This window comes from Nocardia sp. NPDC047648, from assembly GCF_040642815.1.
Classification (GTDB): Bacteria; Actinomycetota; Actinomycetes; order Mycobacteriales; family Mycobacteriaceae; genus Nocardia; species Nocardia gamkensis.
The window spans coordinates 1-24,285 of sequence record NZ_JBEYSX010000008.1; the positions used below are offsets into that span (position 1 = coordinate 1).

Annotated in this window: 25 protein-coding genes; 14 read left to right on the top strand and 11 right to left on the bottom strand. The window is 69.0% G+C overall.

What is annotated here, in order from left to right:
- Positions 1-367 (top strand): hypothetical protein (locus ABZ803_RS18035; RefSeq protein WP_357039011.1); only part of this gene is annotated, 367 nt, incomplete at its 5' end.
- Between the two features lie 162 nt (positions 368-529).
- Here the strand turns inward: ABZ803_RS18035 and ABZ803_RS18040 are convergent.
- Both ABZ803_RS18040 and ABZ803_RS18045 read right to left on the bottom strand, forming a co-directional pair.
- Positions 530-1,021, bottom strand: a complete 492-nt coding sequence (locus tag ABZ803_RS18040) for a nuclear transport factor 2 family protein (RefSeq protein WP_357039014.1) — start codon at positions 1,019-1,021, stop codon at positions 530-532.
- Positions 999-1,967, bottom strand: coding sequence for a WYL domain-containing protein (locus ABZ803_RS18045; RefSeq protein WP_357039017.1), 969 nt, complete (start codon positions 1,965-1,967; stop codon positions 999-1,001). The genes ABZ803_RS18040 and ABZ803_RS18045 overlap by 23 nt, the downstream gene beginning before the upstream one ends.
- A 63-nt stretch (positions 1,968-2,030) precedes the next feature.
- On the opposite strand from ABZ803_RS18045, the gene ABZ803_RS18050 reads away from it, so the two are divergent.
- The 5 genes from ABZ803_RS18050 (at position 2,031) to ABZ803_RS18070 (ending at position 9,524) form a co-directional block, all read left to right on the top strand.
- On the top strand, positions 2,031-4,322 hold the full coding sequence (locus ABZ803_RS18050; protein WP_357039020.1) for an excinuclease ABC subunit UvrA: 2,292 nt from the start codon (positions 2,031-2,033) through the stop codon (positions 4,320-4,322).
- A 118-nt stretch (positions 4,323-4,440) separates the two neighbouring features.
- On the top strand, positions 4,441-5,319 hold the full coding sequence (locus tag ABZ803_RS18055) for a glycosyl hydrolase family 32 (protein ID WP_357039023.1): 879 nt from the start codon (positions 4,441-4,443) through the stop codon (positions 5,317-5,319).
- Between the two features lie 119 nt (positions 5,320-5,438).
- Positions 5,439-6,851, top strand: coding sequence for an L-fucose/L-arabinose isomerase family protein (locus tag ABZ803_RS18060; RefSeq protein ID WP_357039026.1), 1,413 nt, complete (start codon positions 5,439-5,441; stop codon positions 6,849-6,851).
- 2 nt (positions 6,852-6,853) lie between these two features.
- Complete coding sequence (locus ABZ803_RS18065) at positions 6,854-8,335, top strand: FGGY-family carbohydrate kinase (RefSeq protein ID WP_357039906.1); 1,482 nt, start codon at positions 6,854-6,856, stop codon at positions 8,333-8,335.
- A gap of 178 nt (positions 8,336-8,513) precedes the next feature.
- A complete protein-coding gene (locus ABZ803_RS18070; RefSeq protein ID WP_357039029.1) occupies positions 8,514-9,524 on the top strand; it encodes a glycoside hydrolase family 172 protein in 1,011 nt (336 codons plus the stop codon).
- Here the strand turns inward: ABZ803_RS18070 and ABZ803_RS18075 are convergent.
- Positions 9,515-10,006 carry a hypothetical protein gene (locus tag ABZ803_RS18075; protein ID WP_357039032.1) on the bottom strand — a complete coding sequence of 164 codons (492 nt, stop codon included), beginning with the start codon at positions 10,004-10,006 and terminating at the stop codon, positions 9,515-9,517. The genes ABZ803_RS18070 and ABZ803_RS18075 overlap by 10 nt on opposite strands.
- A 107-nt stretch (positions 10,007-10,113) precedes the next feature.
- On the opposite strand from ABZ803_RS18075, the gene xylB reads away from it, so the two are divergent.
- Positions 10,114-11,520, top strand: a complete 1,407-nt coding sequence (gene xylB / locus ABZ803_RS18080; protein WP_357039035.1) for a xylulokinase — start codon at positions 10,114-10,116, stop codon at positions 11,518-11,520.
- Between the two features lie 154 nt (positions 11,521-11,674).
- Positions 11,675-12,304 carry a maleylpyruvate isomerase family mycothiol-dependent enzyme gene (locus ABZ803_RS18085; RefSeq protein WP_357039038.1) on the top strand — a complete coding sequence of 210 codons (630 nt, stop codon included), beginning with the start codon at positions 11,675-11,677 and terminating at the stop codon, positions 12,302-12,304.
- A 13-nt stretch (positions 12,305-12,317) separates the two neighbouring features.
- On the opposite strand, the gene ABZ803_RS18090 is transcribed toward ABZ803_RS18085, so the two are convergent.
- The gene (locus tag ABZ803_RS18090) at positions 12,318-13,103 is read right to left on the bottom strand and encodes a helix-turn-helix transcriptional regulator (protein WP_357039041.1); all 786 of its coding nucleotides are present in this window, start codon (positions 13,101-13,103) and stop codon (positions 12,318-12,320) included.
- Between the two features lie 88 nt (positions 13,104-13,191).
- On the opposite strand from ABZ803_RS18090, the gene ABZ803_RS18095 reads away from it, so the two are divergent.
- Positions 13,192-13,575: a nuclear transport factor 2 family protein gene (locus ABZ803_RS18095; protein ID WP_357039044.1), complete on the top strand. Its 384-nt coding sequence runs from the start codon at positions 13,192-13,194 to the stop codon at positions 13,573-13,575.
- 144 nt (positions 13,576-13,719) lie between these two features.
- Here ABZ803_RS18095 and ABZ803_RS18100 read toward each other — a convergent pair whose 3' ends face one another.
- A complete protein-coding gene (locus ABZ803_RS18100; RefSeq protein WP_357039909.1) occupies positions 13,720-15,441 on the bottom strand; it encodes a 2-isopropylmalate synthase in 1,722 nt (573 codons plus the stop codon).
- Positions 15,442-15,652: 211 nt separating this feature from the next.
- Here ABZ803_RS18100 and ABZ803_RS18105 point away from each other — a divergent pair, with 211 nt between their 5' ends.
- The 3 genes from ABZ803_RS18105 (at position 15,653) to ABZ803_RS18115 (ending at position 17,761) form a co-directional block, all read left to right on the top strand.
- Complete coding sequence (locus ABZ803_RS18105) at positions 15,653-16,324, top strand: FCD domain-containing protein (protein ID WP_357039047.1); 672 nt, start codon at positions 15,653-15,655, stop codon at positions 16,322-16,324.
- Positions 16,321-17,130 carry an ATP-binding cassette domain-containing protein gene (locus ABZ803_RS18110; RefSeq protein WP_357039050.1) on the top strand — a complete coding sequence of 270 codons (810 nt, stop codon included), beginning with the start codon at positions 16,321-16,323 and terminating at the stop codon, positions 17,128-17,130. Before ABZ803_RS18105 ends, ABZ803_RS18110 begins: the two co-directional genes overlap by 4 nt.
- A gap of 133 nt (positions 17,131-17,263) precedes the next feature.
- On the top strand, positions 17,264-17,761 hold the full coding sequence (locus ABZ803_RS18115; protein WP_357039053.1) for a hypothetical protein: 498 nt from the start codon (positions 17,264-17,266) through the stop codon (positions 17,759-17,761).
- A gap of 213 nt (positions 17,762-17,974) precedes the next feature.
- Here the strand turns inward: ABZ803_RS18115 and ABZ803_RS18120 are convergent, their stop codons facing one another.
- Both ABZ803_RS18120 and ABZ803_RS18125 read right to left on the bottom strand, forming a co-directional pair.
- Positions 17,975-18,475: a hypothetical protein gene (locus ABZ803_RS18120; RefSeq protein WP_357039056.1), complete on the bottom strand. Its 501-nt coding sequence runs from the start codon at positions 18,473-18,475 to the stop codon at positions 17,975-17,977.
- A complete protein-coding gene (locus ABZ803_RS18125) occupies positions 18,472-18,837 on the bottom strand; it encodes a hypothetical protein (RefSeq protein WP_357039059.1) in 366 nt (121 codons plus the stop codon). The genes ABZ803_RS18120 and ABZ803_RS18125 overlap by 4 nt, the downstream gene beginning before the upstream one ends.
- Before the next feature lie 21 nt (positions 18,838-18,858).
- Between ABZ803_RS18125 and ABZ803_RS18130 the strand changes: the two genes are divergently transcribed.
- Positions 18,859-19,452, top strand: a complete 594-nt coding sequence (locus tag ABZ803_RS18130) for a TetR family transcriptional regulator (protein WP_357039062.1) — start codon at positions 18,859-18,861, stop codon at positions 19,450-19,452.
- Positions 19,453-19,480: 28 nt separating this feature from the next.
- Here ABZ803_RS18130 and ABZ803_RS18135 read toward each other — a convergent pair whose 3' ends face one another.
- Entirely contained in the window at positions 19,481-20,131 is a 651-nt protein-coding gene (locus ABZ803_RS18135) for an HAD family phosphatase (protein WP_040866452.1), read from the bottom strand.
- Positions 20,132-20,331: 200 nt separating this feature from the next.
- On the opposite strand from ABZ803_RS18135, the gene ABZ803_RS18140 reads away from it, so the two are divergent.
- Positions 20,332-21,009 carry a PaaI family thioesterase gene (locus ABZ803_RS18140; protein ID WP_357039066.1) on the top strand — a complete coding sequence of 226 codons (678 nt, stop codon included), beginning with the start codon at positions 20,332-20,334 and terminating at the stop codon, positions 21,007-21,009.
- 80 nt (positions 21,010-21,089) lie between these two features.
- On the opposite strand, the gene ABZ803_RS18145 is transcribed toward ABZ803_RS18140, so the two are convergent.
- The 3 genes from ABZ803_RS18145 to ABZ803_RS18155 are packed head-to-tail and all read right to left on the bottom strand — an operon-like array spanning position 21,090 to position 24,202.
- Positions 21,090-22,253: a sulfotransferase gene (locus ABZ803_RS18145; protein ID WP_357039070.1), complete on the bottom strand. Its 1,164-nt coding sequence runs from the start codon at positions 22,251-22,253 to the stop codon at positions 21,090-21,092.
- Between the two features lie 9 nt (positions 22,254-22,262).
- A complete protein-coding gene (locus tag ABZ803_RS18150) occupies positions 22,263-23,039 on the bottom strand; it encodes an SDR family oxidoreductase (RefSeq protein ID WP_040866449.1) in 777 nt (258 codons plus the stop codon).
- The gene (locus ABZ803_RS18155; RefSeq protein WP_357039074.1) at positions 23,039-24,202 is read right to left on the bottom strand and encodes a hypothetical protein; all 1,164 of its coding nucleotides are present in this window, start codon (positions 24,200-24,202) and stop codon (positions 23,039-23,041) included. The genes ABZ803_RS18150 and ABZ803_RS18155 overlap by 1 nt, the downstream gene beginning before the upstream one ends.
- Between the last annotated feature and the right edge of the window lie 83 nt (positions 24,203-24,285).

A 24,285-nucleotide genomic window follows, 5' to 3' on the forward strand; every position in this document is an offset into this window, starting at 1 on the left:
CAATCAGATCAAAAACCAGAGTCCGAAAACCCAGCAAAACAATCGCCAGCAAAAAGCTGACAAAAATGTCCGACCCTCCACACGGGGGGTGAAAGGCCGGAACCAAATAAAACATTTGGCACTGACATTCATCGACACACTATTGAGTTCTCAAAGAACACACGCACACACATTCACTCCGAACATTTTCGGAACTTCAGTGAGGCAACTTTTCCAGCTTAGCCCATTCGTTCACCCGATCAAAATCGGGCTCCCGTTCGAGCCATGTGATGGCCAGGCGCTCCTCGTCCTACCTCGTTTCCCGGTCCATCCGCTCGGCGTCTCCGCCTCGCTTCTCGGCTCCGGGTCGGTGTCCGTGTCGCTCTGACTTGGATAAAGTTACGCGGCGGAAAACGCTACGTCAAATCGCCTGTCCAGCGTGCCTTTTCGCAGGTCAGAGGCGCGCCGGTGGGCGTGCGCCCGACGGAATGACACAAATGTGATTCAGGCCACGACAAGATCGTTTCGATTGCTCGTTCGGCAATCCCGGTCAGCCGCCCAATGGAGCTCGACGCGGCACGACCTTGCGGTAGGAGATCCGCCATCCGGCGGATTCCCGCACCACGACGTCTTCGTATGTCACGCTCCCGCAACCGCCGTCGGCGCTGATGCCGATTCCCTTGGACCGCACCCCGACCGTGCCCGCGTCGTTCTGGGTGATGAGGACATTGGTGATGTGGTGTCCGACCGGATTCGCGTCGCCGAGCGCGAGCGCCGCTTCGCGCAGCGCGGTGATGCCGCGCAGTTCACCGAATCCCAGCTCGGTGAGGTCGTAGACGACGTCCGGAGTGAACAACTCGTCCATCCGATCGAGTTCCCCGGCGTCCATGAGGTGACCGTGTGCGGCGATGAGGTCGTTGATCTCCAAGCTGTCGTCTATCGATAGCGTCGTGCGCAGCACCGTAGTGCCGCTCTCGATGCCGGTCAGGTCATTATTCGTCCGGCGGGCGTGCTGCCACTCACTGCGGGACGGCAGCAGCACGAAGCAGTTTCGCGCCGAGGCCGGCGAGGAGATCCCTCATCTCGGGTGGTTCGACGACCTCGAAGTCCAGGTCCAGGTGGGCGATGCGCAGTGCGGTCCACTCCAGGGAATCGGCCGAGGTGCGCAGCAGGCAGGTGTGCGCATCCAGCGGTTCGATCTCCTCCGCGCGCACGCGGAACGCGTCGGCGAGGGTTTCGGCGCCCGCGTGCACGCGCAGGACCACTCGGCGGACCGGCCTGGTGCGGGCCAATTGGCTGGTGACGAAGGCTGCCGCGTCCTCGGCGGGCAGGGCGCGGGCAGCGCACCGTATTCCGGTGGGCTGTGGAGAGGTCAGCCGATCCACCCGGAAGGTGCGCCAATCCGCGCGATCGACGTCCCATGCGACCAGATACCAGCGGCGACCGGCGGAGACCAGACTGTGCGGTTCGGTGAGGCGGCCGGTTTCCGCGTCGACCTTGTCCCGGTAGCGGAAGCGGATCCGTTCGCCGTCGCGCGCGGCGGCGGCCAAGGCGACGAGCACCTCCGGATCGACCATCGGACCGGCCGGGGGCCCGCCGAGCGAGACGGTGGTGGTGTCTATCGCGTCGACCCGGCGGCGCAATCGCGACGGCAGCACCTGCTGCAGTTTCACCAAGGCGCGGGCAGCTGATTCCTCGATACCCGCGATCGCGCCCTGCGCCGCGCCACGCAGCCCGAGGGTGATCGCGACCGCCTCCTCGTCGTCGAGCAGCAGCGGCGGCAGCGCGGCGCCCGCTTCCAAGCGGTATCCGCCTATCGCGCCGAGGGAGGCGACCACGGGATATTCCAGCTCGCGCAGGCGCTCCACGTCGCGGCGCACCGTCCGCACGGTGACCCCGAGCCGCGCGGCCAGCTCCGGGCCGCTCCATTCGCGGCGAGTTTGCAGCAGCGACAGCAGTTGGAGCAGGCGCGCGGCGGTCTGGGTCACGGGTTCCAGTATGGCCGGGAAGGAGGACAGAACCTGACCTCATCAGCTTCTAGCGTGAGGCTCGTGCATGCTCATCGAGACACCATCAGCATCGTCGGGGCCAGGGAGAACAACCTCCGGGACGTGTCGCTGACGATCCCCGAGGGCAAGATCGTGGTCTTCACCGGCGTCTCCGGTTCGGGTAAGTCGTCGATCGTCTTCGGGACCGTGGCGGTCGAATCGCAGCGGCAGCTCAACGAGACCTTCACCTGGTTCATTCGCAACCGGCTGCCCAAGTACGAGCGGCCGGAGGCCGACGCGATCGACAATCTCGCGCCCGCCGTAGTCGTCGACCAGAAGCCGATCGGCGGCAATTCCCGTTCCACGGTGGGGACCATGACGGATATCCAGTCGGTCATCCGCGTGCTGTTCTCCCGGCACAGCGTGCCGAGCGCGGGCGAGGCGACGCGCTATTCGTTCAACGACCCGCTGGGCATGTGCCCCGCGTGCGGCGGTCTGGGCCATGTGGTGCGCCCGGATCTGGGCAAGCTCATCGATACCGGCAAGTCGCTGAACGAGGGAGCCATCACCTTCGGTCCGTTCGCGGTCGGAACCTTCCAATGGCAGCTCTACGCCGAGTCGGGACTGTTCGACCCGGACAAGCCACTGCGGGACTTCACCACCCAGGAGTGGCAGTTGTTCCTGCACGGCAAGGGGTTCCGGGTGCCGCGCAAGAACCGGAACGGATCAGCGGGGAACAACGCCTACGAGGGCCTGCTTGAACGATTCGACCGCCTCTACGTCAAGCGCGATCTCACCGCGCTGTCGGACCGGAATCGCGCGGCCGCCCGCGCCGTGGTCACCGAGGAGATCTGCCCGGACTGCAAAGGCGCCCGGCTCAACGCCGACGCGCTGGCGAGCCGGATCGATGGCCTCGGCATCGCCGACTACGGCAGGCTGGAGATCACCGATCTCATCGAGGTGCTCGCGGGGCTGGACGATCCGGTGGCTCGACCGATCGCGCAGGCGGCCATCGGGCGGTTGCGCCGGATCGAGGAGGTCGGGCTCGGCTACCTGTCGCTCGATCGGGAAACCGCGACCCTCTCCGGCGGCGAGGCGCAGCGCCTGAAGGTGGTCCGGCATCTGGGCTCCAGCCTCACCGGTATGACCTACATCTTCGACGAGCCCAGCGTCGGTATGCATCCGCGCGACGTGGGGCGGCTGAACACTCTGCTGAGCCGGCTGCGCGACAAGGGGAACACCGTCCTGGTGGTGGAGCACTCCCCCGACGTCATCGACGTCGCCGACCATGTGGTCGACATGGGGCCGGGGGCCGGTTCGCGCGGCGGGCGGGTCGTGTTCCAAGGCACGGTCGATCAGCTCCGGACCGCACCGACGGCGACCGGTGCGGGATTGCGCCGGGCGCGGCGAGTGAAGGACGACGTCCGCGAGCCGACGGGATGGCTGACCGTCACCGATGCCGACGCCTACAACCTGAAGAGCCTCACCGCGCGGTTTCCGACGGGCGTGCTCACTGCGGTGACCGGCGTGGCGGGTTCCGGGAAGAGCACGCTGGTTTCCGGCGCGTTCGTCGCCGCGCATCCGCAGGTCATCGCGGTGGACCAAGCGGCCATCGCCGCATCCCGGCGCTCCAGCCCGGCCACCTATCTCGGCATCATGGACCCGCTGCGCCAGCTCTTCGCCAAGCGGCACGGTGTGCGGCCGGGCTTGTTCAGTTTCAACTCCGACGGCGCCTGCGGCGAATGCGATGGCGCGGGAGTGATCTTCACCGACCTCGCGTACATGGATCCGGTCACCACGGTGTGCCGGGCCTGCCACGGACGCAGGTATCGCCAGGAAGCGCTCGCCTACGAGATTCGCGGGGCGTCGATCGCCGACGTCCTGGAGATGCCCGCCGAGGAGGCGCTGGAGTTCTGGGCCGGAGACGGAGACCGGCGCGTGCTCACGCCGTTGCGGGCGCTGCTCGACGTCGGTCTCGGCTATCTCACCCTCGGCCGCGCGCTCACGTCGCTGTCCGGTGGCGAGCGCCAGCGCATCAAGCTGGCGGATCATCTCCAGCGGCGCAGCGGATCCGGTATCTACGTGCTCGACGAGCCGACCACCGGACTGCACATGGCCGATGTCGACACGCTGGTCGGGCTGCTGGACCGGCTGGTAGACGCGGGCAACACGGTGATCGTCATCGAACACGACCTCGACGTCGTCGCCCGGGCCGACTGGGTGATCGATCTCGGACCGGACGGCGGAAAGCACGGCGGCGAAATAGTTTTCGCGGGGACCCCGGCGGCCCTCCTGGCGGACGACCGGTCGCTGACCGCGGAATACTTGCGGCGCAGCGTCGGCGTCCGCGCCTGACCGCCCGCGGAAAGTCATAGCGTCATCGCACGGATCTCGGCTGCCGAAGCATCGAGCAGCCGAGTTCCATCGGACCGATACCGCACAGGGACGTCTACCGCGGCGGCATCATGAACCTATGACGACACGGGAGGTGGTCCGGGCGGGAGCTTTCGCGCGGATCTACGACCCGGGCGTCGGCGAATCGGAAGCCTGGTACATCAACGATCACACGATCGTCCGCGACGACGCCGGGCGCTGGCACCTCTTCGGCATCACTCACCCGGAGCCCGCCGACCCGTTCGACGAGACCGAGTTCGCCCACGCCACCGCGGACCGGCTGCACGGGCCCTGGACCACGCGCGAGCGTGCGTTGCTGGTGGATCGGAACTACGGCGAAACCCATCTGTGGGCGCCTTACGTGGTCGGCGCCCACGAGCGGTACTACATGTTCTACGCGGCGGGCGGAGCCGACCGCACCGCCGCGGCGATGAACCTGGCGACGTCGCGCGATCTCTTCCGATGGACCCGCTCGCCCGCGGGCCCGCTGTTCCGCGACGGATACGACGCTCGCGACCCGATGGTGGTGCGCGTGGGCGACCAATGGGTGATGTACTACTGCGCGACCAGCGCCCCGACGGGCGGTCACCACGTCGTCGCCTATCGCACCAGTACCGACCTCGTGCACTGGGGTGAACGCCACATCGCGTACACGGACCCGACCAAAGGCACCGAGGCGGGCAACACCGAATCGCCTTACGTCCTGCGGCACGACGGATGGTGGTACCTGTTCATCGGTCCGCGCCCGCATTACGTCGGCACCGACGTCTTCCGCAGTGACAGTCCTTTCCGCTTCCGCATCGGAGACAAGGTCGGCCACATCGCGGCGCACGCCGCCGAAGTGATCGGCGCGGACGGCCGCTGGTGGATCACCAGTGCGGGCTGGGGCCAGGGCGGCGTCCATCTGGCGCCGCTCGACTTTCCGCAGTCGCGCGTGGTCAAAACGGTTCCGCGCTAAGCGGTCCGAGAACGGGGCCGAGCGCGAATTCGGCGAAAGGCGTCTCCGGGCTCGGTCGCGGCTGGTATCTGTTGATCGAGTCGAACTCTCCGATCACCCCACCTACGGGAGGGACCGGCATGGCCCGTATCGGCGTTATCAGTGTTTCCGATGGCCGCGACTATGTGCATGCGGGCATCGCCGATTTCATCGCCTCCACCGAGGATCGGCTGGTGGCCGCGCTGGCGGCGGCCGGACACGATGTGGTCCGCGGCGCGGCGCCGATCAGCGACAACGCGCTGGCTACCTCGGTGGCGCGCACCGTCGCGGCGGCGGGCGTCGATCTGACCGTCCTGCACTATGCCGTCTGGGCGTTCCCGCATTTCACCATGCTCGCGGCGGGCGCCATCCCCGGGCCGCTGCTGCTGCTGTCGAATATCGACCCGGTGCAGCCCGGGATGGTCGGCATGCTCGCCGCGGGCGGCGCCCTGGATCAGATCGGGCGCAGACACAGCAGGCTGTGGGGTGATCCGTCCGATCCCGAACTCGTCGAGGCCATCGGCGTGCGGGCGCGGGCCGCGGCCGCCGTATCGGGCTTGCGCGGTTCGACATTCGGGCGCTTCGGCGGGCGGCCGATGGGCATGAACACCGCGGTCGCCAATACCGATCAGTGGCAGCGGCAGTTCGGCATCGACGTCGAGGAAATCGATCAGTGGGAGATCGTGCGGCGTGCCGAACTGGCCGACGCGGGCGAGGCGCGGGCCGCACGCGAGTGGCTGGAGCGGCACACCGCGGGCGTGCACTACGACGGGGCGAAGCTCACCCCGCAACTACTGGAACGCCAGATCCGGTCCTATCTGGCGGTACGCGAATTGATCTCCGAATGGCGACTGGACTTCTCGGGTATCAAGGGGCAGCCCGAACTCACCCAGTATTTCGCCACCATGGATATCACCGAGGCGTTCCTCAACGATCCCTACGACTGGAACGGCCCGAAGGAACCGCACGTCTGCGCCACCGAGGCGGACATGGACGGTGCGCTGACCATGCAACTGCTCAAGCGGATCGCGGGCACCCCGGTGCTGTTCGCCGACGTCCGGCACTATCACGCCGATCGCGACATCTGGGACCTCTGCAATTCCGGCCAGCACGCCACCTGGTTCGCCGCGCGCAGCGCCGATCCCGCCGAGAATCTGGCGAAGGTGCACCTGTACCCGGAGGTCTTCTTCTTTCCCGCCGGCGGCGCCTCGGTGCACCATCTGGCCGCCCCGGGCCGGATGACCCTCGCGCGGCTGACCCGTCTCGACGGCGACTACCGCATGCAGCTGATGCTCGGCGAGTTCGAGCACTACGACCAGCAGACCAACGAGGCGCTGATGAAGCAGTCGACCCGGGAGTGGCCGCACGCGTTCGCCCGGCTGGACGCGCGCGCCGAGGACTTCCTGAACCGCTTCGGCGCCAACCACATCCACGCGGTGCCCGGCGACCACCGGGCGGCCGTCCGCGCGACGTGCGAGTTGCTCGACGTCACGGTGGACGAGTTCACGCGGTGACGATGTTCCTCGGCATCGACATCGGGACCGCGAGTTCCAAAGGCGTGCTCACCGATGCCCGCGGCACTATTCTCGCCAGGGCCGAGCGGGCGCACGAGGTTTCCATGCCGCACCCCGGATGGGTCGAGCACGACGCGGAGACAGTGTGGTGGGCCGACTTCGTCGCACTCGCCCGCGACCTGGTGGCGGCGGCCGACGGCGCCACGCTCGACGGTCTGGCGGTATCCGGCATCGGTCCGTGCCTGCTGCCCGCCGACGCCCGGGGCACGCCGCTGCGCCCCGCCATCCTCTACGGTGTCGACACCAGGGCCGGGACCGAGATCAACGAGCTGAACGAGGAATTCGGCGCGCGGGCCGTGCTCGACCGCGCCGGATCGCCACTGACCAGCCAGGCCGTCGGCCCGAAGGCGCGGTGGCTGGTCCGGCACGAGCCGGACGTCGCCGCACGCACCGAGCTGCTGCTGATGGCGAGCTCTTTCCTGGTGTACCGGCTCACCGGCCGGTACGTTCTGGACCACCAATCGGCCAGTCAGTGCGTACCGCTGTACGACCTGCGCGCACGTGCGTGGGCGACGGACTGGGCCGAGCGGATCGTGCCGGGCTGGACCCTGCCGGATCTGGCCTGGCCCACCGAGATCGTGGGCCGGGTGAGCGCGGACGCCGCGGTCGCCACGGGCCTTCCGGCCGGGCTGCCGGTCACCACCGGGACCATCGACGCCTGGGCCGAGGCGGCCAGCGTCGGCGTCCGCGCCCCGGGCGACGCGATGATCATGTACGGCACCACGATGTTCCTGGTGCAGGTGCTCACCGACCCGCGTCCGCATCCCGGCCTCTGGGGCACCTGCGGCACCTGGCCGGACACGTACACCCTCGCCGCGGGTATGGCCACCTCCGGCGCGGTCACCGACTGGCTGCGCAAACTCGTGGGCGGCGAGTTCGCCGATCTCGTCGTCGCCGCCGCGGACGTGCCTGCGGGCAGCAGAGGGCTGCTCGCGCTGCCCTATTTCGCCGGTGAGCGCACTCCCCTGTTCGACCCGGACGCACGTGGCATCGTCGCGGGACTCACCCTCGGGCACGGCCGGGCCGAGCTCTACCGCGCGGTACTGGAGGGCATCGCCTATGGCGTGCGGCACAATCTCGAGGCCATGACCGAAGCCGGTGGACGGGCGGCGCGCTTGGTCGCCGTGGGCGGTGGCACCAAAGGCGGCCTGTGGACCCGGATCGTCTCCGATGTCACCGGGCTGCCCCAGCAGTTGCCCGCCGAGACCGTCGGCGCGAGCCTCGGTGACGCTCTGCTCGCCGCCGAAGCCGCCGGAGTCGACACCTCCGCGTGGAATCCGGTCGTCGACACCGTGCTGCCACGTCCCGAACGCGTAGCGAAATACGAGGAGTACTACCGGCACTACCGGGATCTCTACGATCGCACGACGACTATCGCGCATTTCCTCGCGGCCGAACAGCGCCGTGCGGGTGCGTCGTCCTGAACGCCCGTGCGGCGATGCGGAGCCGGTTCGCGGAACGATATGAGGATTTCATGCCCACGATCACTCTGACCCAGGACAATTTCGACTCCGTCGTCGCATCACATTCCATCGTGCTCGTGGGCTCCGCGCGCGGAGCCGGGCTCGCGCCCACCGCGCCTCGATACGGGGGGTCGGGATTGTGACCGCGCCGGGCGGAGAACTGTGGCGGCTGGACGGCACGCGAACGCGGTCGGTCAGCGCCGAGAACCCGACGGGAGCGCCCGGCGCGGGCGCGCGGGCGACCGACGGCACCGGAGCACACGCGGCGCGGCTGCTGGGCCCGGGATGGAAGATCTCGCCTTCGATCGCGCTCGCTCACGGGGAGACCGCCACGCTGGCCGACGTTTCCGGCCCCGGCGTGTTCAGGCATTTCTGGCTGACCACCGAACGTTCCGTCCTTCGCGCACTGACACTGCGGATGACCTGGGACGACGCGCAGCGGCCCGCGATCGAGGCGCCGCTCGGCGACTTCTTCTGCAACGGATGGGGTGAGACGGCCCTGCTGAGTTCGGAGATGGTGGTGGTCGCGCCCGCGGGCGGCCTGAACAGCTACTGGCCCATGCCGTTCCGGCACCGTGCGCGAATCACGCTGGAGAATCGTTGCGGCCGTGAGGTTCCGGTGTACTACCAGGCGACCTTCACCGAAGAGGACGTGCCGGACGACGCGGGGTATCTGCACACGCGGTGGACGCGGACGACCGGCTTGGGCAGTCCGGCCGTGCACACGATTCTCGACACGGTGCCCGGGCCCGGCCGCTACGTCGGCACCTACCTCGCCATTCGCCCGGGCGCGCCGGGATGGTGGGGCGAGGGCGAGGTCAAGTTCTTCCTCGACGGGGACGCCGAGCATCCCACGATTTGCGGAACGGGCACCGAGGACTATTTCGGCGGCGCCTGGAACTTCGACCTCGACGGGATGTATCGGACGTATTCCACGCCGTATCTCGGCCTGCACCAGGTGCTGCCGCCCGAGCAGATCTATCGACCCGATCAGCGGTTCGGTATGTACCGCTGGCACGTGCGCGATCCGATCTGTTTCGAACGCGAACTGCGCGTCACCGTGCAGGCCCTCGGATGGCAGGACGCGCAGACCTATCTTCCGTTGGAGGACGCCGAGGTGGCGACCACCGCTTGGTGGTATCAGGCCTGATCGGGGTCGTCCGGATTCGAGGGGAAGTCCAGCGCGAGGAGTTCGTCGGCGCGTGCCAGCGCCGCGTCCATGCCGGCGGTGAGATCGTCCATCGCGCTCAGGCCGTCGAGCAACCCGGCGAGTTCGTCCTGCACGGCGCGCAGTTCCGCGATCGCCGGATCGATCGGGAACCATGCGACGGAGTCGTGCCACCACGGATCGTCGGACAGCCAAGACCACAGCACATCGCGGACCAGCACCGGGTCGGAGGTGTACATCTGGAAGGACTCCGTCGCCGAACCGGCCCGGTGCTCGAGTTCGTAGACACCGTCGGGCAGCAACTTGGCGCGGATCTCGTGCTGGTCGGCGCGGCTGAGCTCGAGGATCGCGTGTTCCGGCCCGGCTGGTTCGTCGAGCAGGTCGCCGAGCGCGTCCTCGGTCAATTCCGGCAGGTGCGTCCCGTCTCCCGTGCGGATGCGCACGTCGGTGGGGTCGATGCTCACCGCGACAGTCTGCCCGATCCGGCGGCCGAATACCCGAAATGCGCCGGTGCGGGACGGATCGGGTGCAAGGTGGTCGGTATGGGAGTGCGCGAGACGATCGAGGCCGGATGACGACGGTCGCGGGAGTCGACAGTTCCACCCAGTCGTGCAAGGTCGTCGTCTGCGACGCGGACAGCGGCGAGATCCTCGGGCGGGGGCAGGCCCCGCACCCGGAAGGGACCGAGGTCGCCCCGGACGCCTGGTGGGACGCGCTGCGCGCGGCGGGCGCGGGACTGCTCGATCATGTCGACGCGATCGCCGTCGCGGGGCAGCAGCACGGCTTGGTCGCCTTGGACGCCGCGGGCGTTCCGGTGCGGGACGCGTTGCTGTGGAACGACCTTCGCTCCGCCGGCGCGGCGGCGGAACTGATCGCCGACCTCGGCGGGCCGCAGGCTTGGGCCGATGCGGTGGGCAGCGTGCCGGTGGCGGCCTTGACCGTCGCCAAGCTGCGCTGGCTGGCCGACCACGAGCCGGAACTCGCCGATCGCACCGCGCACGTCCTGTTGCCGCACGACTACTTGACCTGGCGGCTGCGCGGCGGAGGAGGAGGACGCATTCCCGAGCCGACCACCGACCGGGGCGACGCATCCGGCACCGGCTACTGGTCACCCGCCTTCGGCAGATATCGGGAGGATCTGCTCACCCTGGCCTCGCGCGGTCGCAGCCCGGCCCTGCCTCGGGTCCTCGGCCCGGAGGAGTCCGCCGGACGGACGCCGTCTGGCACACTCGTGGCCGCCGGAACGGGCGACAACGCCGGGGCCGCGCTGGGGTTGGGCATCGCGGAAGGCGACGTGGTGGTCTCGCTCGGCACCAGCGGGACGGTCTTCGCTCGCGCAGGCCATCCCGCCGCCGACGCCGGCGGCGCTGTCGCCGGCTTCGCGGACGCCACCGGCGCATTCCTGCCGCTGGTCTGCACGCTCAACGCCGCGCGCGTGCTGACCTCGACCGCCGATCTGCTCGGCGTGGACCTGCCCACGCTCGAATCACTCGCCGCGTCCGCGCCCGCGGGCGCGGACGGCGTGGTCCTGCTGCCCTACCTCGCCGGTGAACGCACACCCAACCTTCCGCACGCCGTGGGCAGCCTGCACGGTTTACGGCCGGAGGCCATGCGCCCCGCCACGGTGGCCCGGGCCGCTTTCGAGGGGGTGCTGTGCCATCTCGCCGACGCGCTCGACCATCTCACCGGCATCGGGGTGACGCCGCGGCGCGTGCTGCTCATCGGCGGCGGCGCGCGCTCACGACTGATCGCGCTGATCGCCGCGCAGATCTTCGGCGTCACGGTGACGATCCCGGAACCGGCCGAGTACGTCGCGCTCGGCGCGGCCCGGCAAGCGGCATGGGCGCTGAGCGGCGCGTCCCGGCCGCCGTCCTGGCCCGCGCGCTCGGTCGCGGAGATTCCGGCACCGGCCGACGCCGCGACCGGGCAAGAGATCCGCGCCGAGTACCGGCGGGCGCGCCGGGCCCTCTACGGCTGACCACGGTCTTCGTCGCGAAACCAGTCCGGCGGACTCGTCTGCTCTCGATCCGGTAGCCTCGCGCGGCCTGTTCTCGGGCCGCCGATTTTCGTCGCTGAGTGGCGCCTCGACGGCGTGAGGGGTTTGATCACCCTCGTCGAAGAGAGGTGGACGAATGACCGAGACCCAGGTGCGAAGGGCGGTGACGGCGGAACGGACGGAACTCGCCGAACTCTTGGCCGGGCTGGATGCCGCGAGCTGGGATGCGCCGACCCTGTGCGCGGGCTGGCGGGTACGCGAAGTAGTCGCGCACATCACCATGCCGTATCGCCTGTCGAGCGCGCGATTCACGCTGGGGATGCTCGCGGCGTTCGGCAACTTCAACCGCATGGCCGACCGCACCGCCCGGGTGGACGCCGCCACGCTCAGCGCGGCGGACCTGCTGAAATCGCTGTGGGACAACGTCGATCACCCCTGGCGGCCGCCGGGCGGCGGGCTTTCCAACGCGTTGAGCCACGATGTGATCCACGGGCTGGATATCACCGTGGCGCTGGGGCTGGACCGCCGGGTGCCCGAGGACCGGATGCGCATGGTGCTGGACACGATCGAGCCAAGGACCGCCAAGCTGTTCGGCGCCAAACTCGGCGGCATCGAACTGCGCGCCGACGACCTGGACTTCCGCTACGGCTCCGGCACGGTCTTGTCGGGCCGCGCCCAGGACCTGCTGCTGGTGTTGTGCGGGCGCAAGCTGCCCGCCGGTTACCTGCGGGGCGAAGCCGCCGAGCGGTTCACCGCGTCCGGCTGATCCCGCCCGGCGCTCACCGGCCTGGTGCGGCCAGTCCGCGCAGGTAGGAAGCGGTTTCGTCGTCGGCTGGAAAGTACGCCTCGACGGCGACCTCGTCGAGTGTGATGTCGAAGGCCGCGCCGAAGGTCGTGATCGTGCTGAAGAACGACAGTTCCGCGGCACGGTGACACAGCCGGATCGGCAACGTGATTTCCGCCGGGTCGCTGTCCGCACTGCCCGGGGAGCCATAGGACCGCAACTCCTCGTATAGCGCGGCCAGTCCGGGATCCCCGGTCGCCATGACTTGGCGGCCCAGCCGGGGCAGGAGGAAGGCCCGGACCTGGTCGAGGTTGCGAAGCCGGGGCGCGAAGCCGCCGGGGTGCAGACCGAGTCGCATCATGTTGATCGGCGGCTCGAGCAGATCCGGATCCACGTCGTCGAAGAACACGCCCACGCAGTCGTTGGCCTGCACCAGATTCCAGCGCTGGTCCACCGCCAGCGCCGGATACGGTTCGTGTAGACGCAGGACCCGCTGCACGGCGTCGCGGGCGCGCCGCAGCGCGGGGTCGGTCCAGTCGCGGCGCCGGAACTCGGGAGCGTGGCCCGCCGCGATCAGCACGCGATTGCGCTCGCGCAGCGGGATGTCCAGCTGTTCGGCCAGGTGCAGCACCATGGATCGGCTGGGTGTCGTGCGGCCGGTCTCGACGAAGCTGACGTGCCGGGCGGACACGTCCGCCCGGATGGCCAGATCGAGCTGGCTCAGCTTCCGCCGGTGCCGCCACTCCCGCAGCAGCTCGCCGACCGGTCGATCACCGTTCACCGGCCCAGTATCCCGACGACCGGGTCATACCCGCCATTACCTGCCATGTAATCGACACCCCGGTTCACCCGCTGTCAGTCTCGGCGGCATGACCAACGACAACACGGCACTGCGCAACAAGGAACTGGCCATGCGCGGCTTCGCGGAATTCGCGGCGGGCAACATAGACGCGCTGCGGACGCTGCTGCACGACGACTTCCTCGAGCACAGCCCCGGAAACCCCTCGGGTAAGGAAGCTTTCCTCGAGTTCATCGCAAAGGCACCTGTGGCCGGATCGACGCTGGAACTCGCGCGGGTGATCGCCGACGACGAGTACGTGGTCATGCACTATCGCATGATCCTGCCCGGCGAAACGGAGCCCGACCAGGCGGTTGTCGACATCTGGCGGATGGTCGACGGGAAGATCGTCGAGCACTGGGACGTCGTGCAACCGGTGCCCGAGCCAGGCCGGACTCCGCACGGCATGTTCTGACGACAGAAATCCGGGTGCTCGGCCGATCGAAGCGAGGATATGGTCAAGCGCGTGGCGCTCGCGCCACCGGACCGGATCGAGGTGCCGGACCGGCCGAGCACCTCGATCGGGTCACCAGCGCTGGGGACCGACCGTGTCAGACGATCATCGTCGTGCCGAGCGTCCGGCGGCGCGCACAACCGCTGCCAGCGCTGCCGCCACGGCGGATTCGCCTCGGCCGCAGGACCATCCGGTGTGTTCGCCGCTGCGGTACTCCAGGTAGGCGAGAGCCGATCCGGCGTCGTCCGAGCCGATCGACTGCTGAGTCAGACCCAGTACCTCGATCGGGCATCCGGCGTCGGCCAGCGCCTCGGTCAGCACCGCGAGCGGGTCGCCCGGACGTCGTGTGCGGCGGGTGACACCGTCGACGGTCAGCGTGATCTCGGTGCTCGTCTCCGCGCCGTCGACGGTGCTGCGCCAGTCCTTCAACCCCAGCCACGACGGATCGTCGAGATAGCTCGCCTCGAACAGATCACGCAGTTCGGCGGCGGTGACCTCGGCACCGGTGTCGTCGGCGAGCGCTTGGACGCGCCGGGCGAAATCGATCTGCAGGCGCCGCGGCAGGTCCATGCCGTACTCGGTGTGCAGCAGGTAGGCGATACCGCCTTTACCGGACTGCGAATTGACCCGGATCACCGCGTCGTAGCTGCGGCCGAGGTCGGCGGGATCGATGGGCAGGTAGGGCACCTGCCAGTCGAGCGCGCGCTCCGCGATGCCCGTCGCGGCGGAGCGGGCGCGATGCTCGGCCATTCCCTTCTTGATCGCGTCCTGATGGGTGCCGGAGAACGCCGTGTGCACCAGGTCGCCGACGTACGGGTGGCGTTCGTGGATCGGCATGCGCGTGCAGTATTCGACGGTGCGCCGGATCTCGTCGATGTCGGAGAAGTCGATCATCGGATCGACGCCTTGCGCGTGCAGGTTCAGCGCCAGCGTGGCGATGTCGACATTGCCGGTGCGCTCGCCGTTGCCGAAGACGCAGCCCTCGACGCGTTGCGCGCCCGCGAGCACCGCCAGCTCGGCGCACGCCACGCCGGTACCGCGATCGTTGTGCGGGTGCACCGAGAGGATGACGCTGTCGCGGCGGGCCAGATTGCGATGCATGTACTCGATCTGGTCGGCGTACACGTTCGGGGTGGCGACCTCGACGGTGGCGGGCAGGTTCAGGATGACCGGCCTGCGCGCGGTGGCGTCCCACAAGGTCGTCATCCGGTCGCAGATGTCGAGCACGTAGTCGGGCTCGGTCAGGTTGAACACCTCGGGTGAGAACTCGAACCGGACGTTCGGCAGGTCCCCGGCGCAGTCCAGCACGGCGCGGCCGCCGTCGAGGATCAACTCGCGCAGCGCGGCACGGTCCTTGCCGAGCACGACGTCACGCCAAGCGGGAGCGGTGGCGGTGTACAGGTGGATCACCACGTCGTTGGGGATGCCGCGGATCGAGGCGACGGTGCGCTCGATGAGATCGCGGCGGGCGGGGGTGAAGACGACGATGGTGACGTCCTCGGGCGCGAGATCGTTCTCGGCGATGAGCCGGACGAAGTCGAAGTCGGTCTGCGACGCCGACGGGTAGCCGACCTCGATCTCCTTGTAGCCCATGGCGATCAGGAGTTCGAAGAAGCGCCGCTTGCGCGCCGGGTCCATCGGCTCGGCGAGTGCCTGGTTGCCGTCGCGCAGGTCGACCGGCACCCACAGCGGGGCTCGGGTGATCCTCGCGTCGGGCCACTGCCGCCGGGTGAGCGGGACCTCGACGCGCTGGTAGATGTCGCGGTAGCGGTGCGAGGGCATTCGGGAGTGCCGCTGGCGATTCCACGCCGGGGCCCGATCCGGCATGTCGCCCGAGGGGGTATCGATGGTGGGGAAAGCGCTGGTCATGGGTCTGCTTCCTGGCCGTTGCGGCCGTCACGACGAGAGGTGACCGGCCACGACGAAGCCCCACGGCGGGGGGCCGGTCGTTCAGGCCCCGCCGTGGCGGCTAAGCAGAAGCATGGTGCGCATGATGGCTAGACTTTACACGACTCCTCAGACAAGTAGAGAGGTACCGATGATCTCGCAGGTACGGCGTCATCCGCTGGCCGCGCAGGCGGCCGAGGTGCTCCTGGCCCGCATCCAGGCGGGCGAATGGCCGTTGGGTCACCGCCTGCCCGGTGAGACCACGCTGGCCGCACAGCTCGGCGTCGGCCGCTCGACGCTGCGGGAGGCCATTCGCGAGCTGGCCGGGAAAGGCGTACTGGGCAGCCGCCAGGGCGCGGGCGTCTTCGTGACCGCCCTGCATGCGACCGAGGAGTGGGACACGGTGCTGCGCCGCGCCACCATCGCCTCGGTGATCGAAGCGCGCATCGCCATCGAGGCCGAGGCCGCCGCCCTCGCCGCCCAGCGGCGGACCCCCGCCGACCTGCGGGCCATTCGCCGTGCGCTGGCCGCGCGCGAGGCGCACGGCGAGCCGGTGGCCGAGCACGTCGACGCCGATATGGCGTTCCACCGGGCGGTGCTCGTCGCCGCCCACAACGACGTGCTGACCCAGTTGTTCGACAGTTTCCTCCCCCGGCTGCGCCTGGCGATGATCGACATGCTGAAGATCCGCCCGGTGCCCTCGGAACCGGCCGATCACGCCGCGCACCAACAGCTCGCCGACGCGATCGCCGCCCGCGATCCCGCCGCCGCCGCCGAGTACAGCCGCGCCCACCTGACCATCTTGAAAGAGGCTTTCACGTGACCGAACCGGTGCTCGAACTGACCGACGTGACCTTCCGCCGCGACGGCAAGAAGATCATCAACGGGATCTCGCTCACCGTGCGCGCGGGCGAACGCTGGGCCCTGCTCGGCCCCAACGGCGCGGGCAAGAGCACGCTGCTGGGCTTCTGCGGCGCGGTCACCTTTCCGACCTCGGGGTCGGTCCGTGTGCTCGGCGCGGAACTCGGGCGCGTCGAATTGCAGCGGCTGCGCCGGGGCATCGGTCAGGTGAACCCGCGCCACCCGCTGCGCTCCGCGCTGACCATCCGCGAGGTCGTGCTGACCGGCTTGACCGCGACCATCGATACCCCCATGCGCTGGACGCCGACAGCCGACCAGCGCGACCGGGCCGAGACGATGATCGACACGGTCGGACTGACCGGAAAGGCGGACGAACTCTGGCCCACACTGAGCCAGGGTGAGCGCGGCCGCACGCTCATCGCCCGAGCGCTGATCGCGCAGCCGCGGCTGCTGCTGTTCGACGAACCGTCCACCGGATTGGATGTCGCGGCCCGCGAACAACTCCTGGACACCTTCGACACCCTGGACCGGACGCACCCCGACGTCGCCTCCATCCTGGTCACCCACCACCTGGAGGAACTTCCCAGCACGACGACCCACGCACTGCTCATCGCCGACGGCCACGCCGTCGCGTCGGGTCCGGCCCTGCGGACGATCACCACCGAGAACGTCACCGCGGCGTTCGCGCACCCGGTGGAAGTCCGCCACGACGACGGGCGCTGGACCGCGCGCGCGGCACGCAAACCCACCGCATGGCCGTCGCGCTAGCCCCATAGACAATTTGCCCGTCCAGAGGGGGCTGTCGGGCCGCACCACGGTGGTAACGCCGCTGTAATCGCCACACCGCAATCGCGTGTGAGCATGCAACGAAATCGTCTACCACCGAAGGGAATACGGCTACGTGTGGCAGCTGTATCGAGCGGTACTCCGCACCGACGACCACCGGGTGCTCGGCTATGTGGACGTGGGCGCCAGGCTCATGGAACACGCGAGGATCGGCCACCACCTGGTCCAAGGAATCGAGCGACTGCTCGCCGAACCGGCCAGGGTCACCTGGGCGGGACGGAGTGCGCCACGGTCGCCGAAGACCGAAAACCTCTTTCACACAGTCGATTCGGTCGCCGCCCTGCTACCCCCGGAACACGGGGCGGTGGGCCGGTACCTGCTCAATCACGACATGCGGATCTTCGTGGACAAAGCGACCGTGCTGGAGAACGAGGTCCGCCACCGCATCCACCCGTTGCCTTTGCTCACCGCCGACCCCACACCGGTCCCCGGCCGCACGGTCGGCGACCACACTCTCCTCGGCTCCTGGGCACACGCCCTGATCTCGGTGCGCGACACCGTGCCGAAGGGCTTCGAACAACGAAAGTTCGACCTGGTCGAACGCCTCCCCTGAGCACTGTCGCCGCTCGGCGCCCGCGTGGACGAACTCCGACCCGGCGATCACGGCCGTTGCCGGGCAGCGGCGTATGCGGAGGGCGCCGATGACTGCGGCGGCGCGAATCGTGGCGACGGCGTCGCGAGGACCAAGCGTCATCACGGCGCCCACCTCAGGTGCAGGTCGATCGGCCTGCGCCACCGCTGAGCGCGGAGTGACGGGCAACGGGAACTAGGCCGTCGAGGCGGTGCGGTGTTCGGCTTCGGCGAGTTCCTTCAGCGTCAGCAGTTGCTTGCGCATCATGAGCAGGTCGCCGAGGGCGAGCGCTATGGCGACGAATTTCGGTGCGCTACAGCGGATGCGGACCACGAGCCGGGTTCCCGTGCCTTGGGGGCGCACCGCGTAGTTGACGCACACCTTGCCCGCGACCAGAGTGATGTGCTCGCCCGGGACGAAGGAGACGAGTTCGAACTGGGACATGAACCGCTGCCCCACCGCCAATTCGGTGAGCGCCGGGTCGCGCAGGCGCGGGCTGCGCGTGCCGAAATTGTCCAGCAGGTCGTAGCTGTAGGGAGCGATCCGCAGTTGGCACAGCCAGGCGTAGACGAGCGCCGGCGGCGCGTCGGCGCTGATCGCCCGGTCGGCCTGGAAGCCGCCCGGTAGCCGGTCGTCGCACGGCAGGGGCGTTTCGCGCTCGGCGTCGGTGGCGCCCCACACCGTCCCGGGGATCATGCCGTCGCCGCGATCCGGCGCAACATCTGACGCACCACCAGGCGGTGACCGCCCGTCCCTACCACCAGCGCACGGTAGATCCGGCCGTGCAGACCGGGAAAGTCGCCGTAACTGCGGGCGCGGACGCGGGTCCGGCTCGGTCCCTCCTCATCCAATTCGAAGATCAGGGCGTACTTCGAGAACCAGTGCTGTCCGCGCAGCGCCAAGCGGCGCGGTTCCGCTAGGGAGTCGACAACGAACCCGGTCGGCGGCGACGGCTCGTGCGGATCGTGGCACACGACTTTCAGCACCGCTTTCCACGCCCGGTCGCGATTCACCTCGACCGATCTGGCATGCTCATCTATATAGGACAAACGCTCCATATAGAAGGACCGTACTAGTACATGGCGCCACCCCGCAAGCACGACACCGACGTGATCCTCGACGCAGCCCGCACCCTGGTGCTCGCCGAGGGACCTCGCGCGGCCAGCGTCTCGGCCATCGCCGAGGCCAGCGGAGCCCCGGTCGGGACCCTGTATCACCGCTTCGGCAACCGCAACGGCGTGCTCGCCGCCGCGTGGCTGCGGGCGCTGCGCCGCTTCCAGGACGGCACCCTCGCCGCCGCCGACCGGCCGGACCCCGTGGAGGCGGGGGTCGAGATGGTGCGAGCCGCCCTGCGCTTCGGGCGCGAACTACCCGAGGACGCCAAGCTCCTGCTCGAGCTGCGCCCCAGCGATCTTCTCGACGGCGGGCCGGACGCCGAGTTCCGTACCACCCTGGCCGGCATGAACGCGCCGTTGATCGAGCACCTGCGCCGCATCGCCGACGGCGTGTTCGGCCGGGACGGCGAACGCGAGATCGACGCGGTCTCGCGAGCGGTCGTGGATCTCCCCTACGCGGCGCTGCGCCGCCACGCCCACGCCGCCGTCCTGCCCGCATGGCTCGAGGACGACCTGACCACCGCCGCCCGCACCCTGCTGACCTCCTACCGCCCCTGACCAGCCGGTCCGGCCGGCCGTCAGCCGCTCAGCCGGTGATCAGCGCCGGAGTGAGTTCGTCGAGGCCGGAGATCACCTTGGCGGCCATGGCCAGCGCATCGGAGGCGGGCGGGTATTCCGGGCGTGGCGCCGCGATCACCCGCATCCCCGCCGCATGGGCCGAGCGCAGGCCGTTGCTCGAATCCTCCACGGCCACACAGTCGGCAGGCCGCTGACGCAGGAACGTCGCGACGGTCACGTACACGTCCGGGGCGGGTTTGCCGCGGTCGACCTCCTCGGTGGAGAAGGTCACGGAGAAGTACTCGATCAGACCGGTCCGGCCGAGCACCGCGTCGATGAGCGCGCGTGGCGAGGAGCTGGCCAGCCCCAGCGGCCAGTGCTCGCTGATCCGCTGCACGGCCTCGACCGCGCCGGGTAGCACCGGTACGCCCTCGTCGTAGCGCTCGGCCATCCGCTCGATCACCTCCCGCGCCACGGTCTCCGGCGGCTCGCCCACACCCAGCTCACCGCTCAGGTAGGCCGACCACTCACCGGTGCTCATCCCCATCAGCCGCTGCTGGGTGTCGGGCAGCCACCGTCCGCCCTTCTCCGCGACATAGCCGCGCCGCACCAGCTCCCAGACCGGCTCGGAGTCGATCAGGACGCCGTCCATGTCGAACACGACCGCGGTGATACCCATGCGCACAATGCCTTTCGCCAGCCGAAGCGGTCACAGATCTTGCGCGGCCGGATCGCGTCTCCGGCCGCGGGGAACCGTGCCGGTATCGCCGGGGTAGCGGCGATATCCGGTCGCGCACCAGCCTAGGCGGTGACCGCTCGCGGCGGCGGACACCGCACCCGCCCGGCGAGCATTCCCCGGGCAACCGATAACTTGTTCTCATGAACGAACCGCAGGCCGGCGACTCGCTGCCGAGCAAGGAGCACCACGAGGGCGGGTTCCGGCCGATGACCGAGCTGATCGCCGCCCACGAGGCCGCCAAGGACGACATCTCCCGCGGCGGGCCGCACTACGGGCAGTTCATCGAGCAGGTGCGCGGCCTGATGGACCGTGTCCGGCTGGCCTCGCCCTCCGACGAACTGGCGGTGGAGGCGATCGGCATCCTCAAGGAGCTGAACGACAAGCTCGACGCCGCCGCGGTGGACGAGTGGTCGACGCCCAACTGGACCCGCTTCGACCTGCCCGCACGCGGCAACATCACCCTGCCGCCGTTCTTCATCGACCACGTCCACCCCCAGCAGGGCGTCGACGCGCGGCTCACCTTCCGCACCTTCCATCTCGGCGGCAACAGCGCCGCCCACGGTGGCCAGATCGCCATCGCCTTCGACGACCTGCTCGGCATGGCGGCGGCCGTGCATTCGGGCGCGGTGACCAGGACGGCGTCGCTCACCGTCGACTACCGCTCCATCACTCCGCTGAACACCGAATTGAAGGTGCGCGCGTGGGCCGAACGGCGGGAAGGCCGCAAGGTCTACGTGCGGGCCACCCTGCACGACGGCGACCGGCTGTGCGCGGAGGCGAACGGGCTGTTCATCGTGCTCAAACCCGGCCAGCCCTGAGGCTCGCGCCCCGCCGCCGGGTCAGGTGCCCGAGCGCTCCGCGAGGCGGGTCGTAACGGCGATGCCGGTGGCCGAGCGGGTCACCGCCCCGGGAAATGCGCCTCCCGATACGCGCCGAACCGGGCGTCCACCTGCTCGGAAGTGAGCCCGAAATCATCCAGGGTGTAGCGGTGCGCCGGACGAGCGGCGCCCGATGTGCTCTCCGAATGCAACGCGGCCATCGCCGCGCGCGCCTCGTCGGTCAGCGGCAGCCCGAAATGCCGGTAGATCGACTCGACGGTGCCGATCGGGTCGGCGACGAACGCGTCGTAGTCGACGTCGCAGAACTGCGCCGCGTCGTGGCGCTTGCGGTCGACGAGGAACCGCTCCGCGCCGCGCGCCCACAGATCCAGCTGCGTCGCGCCGACCACCGGACCGCGGAACTTCTCCGACCAGCGCGCCGTCGCCTGCTCGTTCAAGCTGCACACCGACGCGATGATGGTGCGCGGATCGCGATGCATCTGGATGACCAGTGCGTCCGGATAGACCTCGAAGATGGCGTCCAGCGCGAACAGGTGGCTCGGGTTCTTCAACACCCATCGTTTTCCGGCATCCGGCAGCCCGATCAGCTGGAGATTGCGCCGGTGCCTGCGGTAGGCGGGCGTCCAATCGCGCTCGCGCAACCACTCGGAATAGGTGGGCAGGTAGGCCAGGCATTCGTAGGACACCGACATGGCCGACTGCCGCAGCAGCTGCCAGCACTCCTCCACCTGGTCGGCCGAGATGTGGTGCACGCCCATGAATTCCGGATGCTCCACATGGTGCTTGTCGTAGGCGGCCGCGAGACGCTGGTACACGGGATTGCTCGCCCAGGTCTCCCGCGGCGGGCGCGGCTGCGGCATCTCGGTCAGCCACATCTCCAGGCCTTGGTGGCCCGGGTCGGCGTTGAGCAGGCGGTGCACCGCCGTCGTTCCGGAACGCGGCAGGCCGGTCACGAAGATCGGCCGTTCGATCGCCACGTCGGCGTGCTGCGGGTGCTGCTTCCAGGCGGCTTCGCTGAGCAGCCGGGCGATCAAGGCGCCGCGCAGGAAGGCGCGGTTGACCTTGTTGCCGAAGGGGGTGAGTTCGGCGTCTCGGGCATAGGACTCGAGCAGCACCCCGAGTCCCTCGCGGTAGTCGTCGGTGCCGAAATCCTCCAGCCCGACCACCTTGGTCGCCGAGGCGTGCAGATCGTCGATGGTTCCGACGTCGTCCCTACCGATCACGGTCATCTCCTAGTGGTGGTATTCGCCGGCGTTGACGTCCAGGCACGCGCCGGTGATCGCGCGCGCCATGGCGGAGGCGAAGAACACGACCGCGTCGGCGATCTCGTCGGGTTCGGGCAGCTTGCGCAGGTCGGTGGTCTTCGCGGTCTCGGCGTAGACCTCCTCGGAAGTGATCCCGCGCTGCTGCGCGAGATAGTTGAAATACCACTTCAGGTTGTCGGCCCAGATGTAGCCGGGCGCGACGGAGTTCACCCGGATGCCCTTCGGCCCGAGTTCGGTGGCCAGGCTCTGGGCCAGCGCGAGCAGGCTGGCCTTGGCCATCTTGTAGGGCCCGAAGGTCCGGCGCGAGTGGCGCAGCACCGCCGAGTTGATCATCACGACCGAACCCTTGGTCTCCGCGAGAGCGGGTACGAACAGCCTGGTCAGGCGCAGCGCGGCGAGCACGTTCGTCTCGAAGCCCGCGCGCACCTGGTCCAGGTCGACGTCGGCGAGGTCGACGATGGGCGGGATCGCGAAGGCATTGTTCACCAGCGTGTCGACCTTGCCGAACGCGCTGTGCGCGGCCTCCACCAGGTGGGCCGCCGCCGCCTCGTCGTTGATATCGGTCGGCACCACCACCGCGCGCCTGCCCAGTTCGGTGATCTCCTTGGCCACCTCGGTCAACCGCGACTCGGTCCGCGACGCGAGCACGACATCCGCGCCCGCTTTCGCGCTCTGCACGGCGATCGCGCGCCCCAGTCCCGGCCCCACGCCGGAGACGACGACCACTTTGTCCTGCAACAGCATCAGCCGAGCATCCTCTCCGCGACGGCGACCTGACGCGCCGCGATCCGGGCCCGCCACTGCTCCGGCGTGACGCGCGCCTGCTCGTAGAACGGCAAGCGGGCGGGCAGGTCGGCGACCGGCACCAGCTCCACGGTCGGCCCGTCGTCGGGTTTCATCTCCCGTGACAACCGCTGCCAGCGGAACTGCAGGTATCCCCTGGCGTGGCCGGTGCGCTCGATCCAGTTCGCCACGCCGGGGTCGCGCTCACTCACCACCAGCCGGATCATCCCGTCCGGGTCCACGTGCGCCTGGTCGGCGGTGAGGCTGGTCTGGTGGTTGATGTAGTCCAGCGACAAGTACCACATGCTGCCCAGCTGGAATCCCTGGTAGGGCGCGTCGGACTTCGGCACCGTGATGATCATGGCCTGGTCGTCGTCCAGGTCGTAGTGACCGACCGAGGAGAACTGCGTGCTCAGCCCGCCCGGGGTCTGCCTGGGCTCGGTCAGCGTGTTGACCGGCAGGTTCAGATAGAACCACTCCGGGAAGGCGAGGAAGGTCTTCAACCGCGACACCAGCATCTTGCCCGCCACGCCGTACCGCTTGGTCATCACGTCCTTGGTCAGCGGCGGCGGCGCGTCACCGATCCGGTCCGCCCGCTGGATGCGGATCGTGCCCGCCTTCTCGGTCGCCCAATCGCTGTGCACCTCCCGGACCACGAGCATCGCCGCGTCGGCGCCCAGGTGGACGTAGCCGGGTCCGGCTTCACCGGGTCCGAACCGGATCTCGTAGGACCCGTCGGGGCGGATGTCGAGTTCACGGTCGTCGAAGGCGGTGAGGCTGTCGGGTACGTCCACCGGCGAGTAGTTGCCGTTGAGCACCTGGAAGCTCAGGTCGCGGGTGGTGCCGCGGCTGCCGGTCACCACGTATTCCGCGTCCGGCCGCAGATAGGAGTGGAAGTAGAGGGTGTCGGGGTTGTCCAGGCCCATCTTGGTGTAGGGGCCGGTGGACATCACGAAGAACGGAAAGTCCAGCTCGTAGGCCCAGGCCATCTGCAACGACGCGCGGATGCTGCCCGCCAAATAGTCGTAGCCCTCGACGAGGTCCTGTTCGGTGCGGATGTGCGCGGCTCCGGTGATGATCTGCTCGGCGGCGGCGATGGCGTCCGCGAACGGCTGTGTAAGCAAGAGGCTTCTCCGGTGTTCCAAATATGTACCACTCTGGTACATTTCAATAAAGGCAAGATTAGAACGTGTTCTAGGAGTGGTCA

Coding starts and splice junctions, on each gene's coding strand:
- ABZ803_RS18135 (WP_040866452.1), bottom strand. CDS start 20,131: ATGGGTATCACCGCGGTCGTGTTCGACATGGACGGCGTCCTGATCGAC.
- ABZ803_RS18140 (WP_357039066.1), top strand. CDS start 20,332: ATGAACGAACCGCAGGCCGGCGACTCGCTGCCGAGCAAGGAGCACCAC.
- ABZ803_RS18085 (WP_357039038.1), top strand. CDS start 11,675: ATGACCGAGACCCAGGTGCGAAGGGCGGTGACGGCGGAACGGACGGAA.
- ABZ803_RS18105 (WP_357039047.1), top strand. CDS start 15,653: ATGATCTCGCAGGTACGGCGTCATCCGCTGGCCGCGCAGGCGGCCGAG.
- ABZ803_RS18060 (WP_357039026.1), top strand. CDS start 5,439: ATGGCCCGTATCGGCGTTATCAGTGTTTCCGATGGCCGCGACTATGTG.
- ABZ803_RS18125 (WP_357039059.1), bottom strand. CDS start 18,837: ATGGAGCGTTTGTCCTATATAGATGAGCATGCCAGATCGGTCGAGGTG.
- ABZ803_RS18150 (WP_040866449.1), bottom strand. CDS start 23,039: ATGCTGTTGCAGGACAAAGTGGTCGTCGTCTCCGGCGTGGGGCCGGGA.
- ABZ803_RS18055 (WP_357039023.1), top strand. CDS start 4,441: ATGACGACACGGGAGGTGGTCCGGGCGGGAGCTTTCGCGCGGATCTAC.
- ABZ803_RS18095 (WP_357039044.1), top strand. CDS start 13,192: ATGACCAACGACAACACGGCACTGCGCAACAAGGAACTGGCCATGCGC.
- ABZ803_RS18065 (WP_357039906.1), top strand. CDS start 6,854: ATGTTCCTCGGCATCGACATCGGGACCGCGAGTTCCAAAGGCGTGCTC.
- ABZ803_RS18120 (WP_357039056.1), bottom strand. CDS start 18,475: ATGATCCCCGGGACGGTGTGGGGCGCCACCGACGCCGAGCGCGAAACG.
- xylB (WP_357039035.1), top strand. CDS start 10,114: ATGACGACGGTCGCGGGAGTCGACAGTTCCACCCAGTCGTGCAAGGTC.
- ABZ803_RS18100 (WP_357039909.1), bottom strand. CDS start 15,441: ATGCCGGATCGGGCCCCGGCGTGGAATCGCCAGCGGCACTCCCGAATG.
- ABZ803_RS18130 (WP_357039062.1), top strand. CDS start 18,859: ATGGCGCCACCCCGCAAGCACGACACCGACGTGATCCTCGACGCAGCC.